This window comes from Blautia sp. An249 (assembly GCF_002159835.1).
Taxonomy (GTDB): Bacteria; Bacillota; Clostridia; order Lachnospirales; family Lachnospiraceae; genus Blautia_A; species Blautia_A avistercoris.
The window spans coordinates 1-1,065 of record NZ_NFJL01000062.1; the positions used below are offsets into that span (position 1 = coordinate 1).

Here is a 1,065-nt window from a genome sequence, read left to right on the forward strand (position 1 = left end):
GTCGGCCAGGGAAACCAGGTGGCCGATACACCAGCTCACCAGATAGCCGTTTCCCTCCATATAGCCGTCCTGTTTTTCGTCGGCCCCGATCACGCCCGCAATGCTGCGGGCGACGCTCGGTTTCTCTGCGATCACTAACTGAATACTCATTCTTCGTCCTCCTTACTCGGTTCGTCCTCGTCCATCAAAAAATCCTCTAACGGCCTGGGTTCCACCTCGCCGGTGTCGTCCTCATCCTCCGGGGCCGGTTCGTCCTCGTCGTCCTCGTCCTCGCCAAAATCGTACTCGTCCAGGTCGTCATTTCCCTTGGTATTGTCTTTCGGCTTCTTAAACTTGAAGAAGTAAAGGGCCGCGCCGCCGCCCATCAGCACTACCACAAGGAACACCACAAGGCCGCCCATGCCGCCGCCTGTTTCTTTCTCCTGGGGTTCGTCCGCCTCCGGCTCCGTGGCTTCCGGCTCCGGGCCGGTGCAGGCGGTCAGGTTATTCTTGCAGACGGCGCAGGCCGTATTGACGGCCCCGGCCTCACACTTCGCCGTACAGGTGCAGGTTTCCGGCACAGCCTCCCCGTCCTCGGTCAAGGCCATCAGGTCGGCTTCGTCCACCTGGTTCAAGAAATGTACGGTCTGTTCGCCCTCGTCGTCCCGGTCGATAATCAGGTAAAAGGTATTGCCCGCCTTGGTTTGCAGGGTGATAAACTGCTTGCCGCCGGTGGTGCCGATGTCGTCCATGAGCGACAGGTTCCCGTCCGGGGTCAGGGCAAGGCCGCCGCCCGTCAAGCCGCCAAACTGTTCCAGCAGGGCGGAAAGTTCCTCCCCGTCCAGGGAGAGGGAAAAGCCGTCCCCGCCGGTGGCGTCCCCGGCGTCGCTCACGGCCAGATAATCGCCGCAGACGTAGCCCACACGCTCCGGCAGGAGGATTTTCACCCACCCGTTTTCCTGGGTTTCGATCACTTCCACCTGGGTTCCGTTGGGAAGCTGGGTAAAGGCGGTGTTGTCCGTCCCCGCGCCGGTGCGGACGTTTAATTTCCCGCCGTTGGTGGTGACAATGCCGGTCTGCCTGGGG

General features: G+C 61.6%; 1 protein-coding gene and 1 pseudogene. Both read right to left on the reverse strand.

Annotation, left to right across the window (positions count from 1 at the left end):
* Nucleotides 1–150 (reverse strand): annotated as a pseudogene (locus B5F53_RS19760) (toprim domain-containing protein); the annotation flags it as partial.
* A partial coding sequence (locus B5F53_RS19490) for a CD1107 family mobile element protein (RefSeq protein WP_087227141.1) occupies nucleotides 147–1,065 on the reverse strand: 919 nt, incomplete at its 5' end. The gene B5F53_RS19490 and the pseudogene B5F53_RS19760, both read right to left, overlap by 4 nt.